This is a genomic window from Streptomyces poriticola (assembly GCF_036689765.1).
Lineage (GTDB): Bacteria > Actinomycetota > Actinomycetes > Streptomycetales > Streptomycetaceae > Streptomyces > Streptomyces poriticola.
Window position 1 is genome coordinate 1 of record NZ_JBAGKH010000121.1, and the last position, 298, is coordinate 298.

Genomic DNA, 298 nt, shown 5'->3' on the forward strand with positions numbered 1-298 from the left:
CGGGCGGGGGACCGGGTGCTGGTGCACGCGGCGGCCGGCGGGGTCGGCATGGCCGCCGTACAGGTGGCCCGCCTGCTGGGCGCCGAGGTGTTCGCGACGGCGAGCCCCGGCAAGCACGAGGTGCTGCGGGATGCGGGTCTGGACGAGGCGCATGTGGCGTCGTCGCGGGACACGGAGTTCGCGAAGCGGTTCCCGGAGATGGACGTCGTGCTGAACTCGCTTGCGGGCGAGTTCGTGGACGCGTCGCTGCAGCTGCTGCGTTCCGGCGGCCGGTTCGTGGAACTCGGCAAGACCGACC

The 298-nt window shown here is 73.2% G+C and carries 1 protein-coding gene; it reads left to right on the top strand.

The genetic code is table 11. The features are described 5' to 3' along the window. The coding region (locus V5O46_RS31725; RefSeq protein ID WP_332888191.1) for a zinc-binding dehydrogenase at positions 1-298 on the top strand (298 nt) is incomplete at both ends.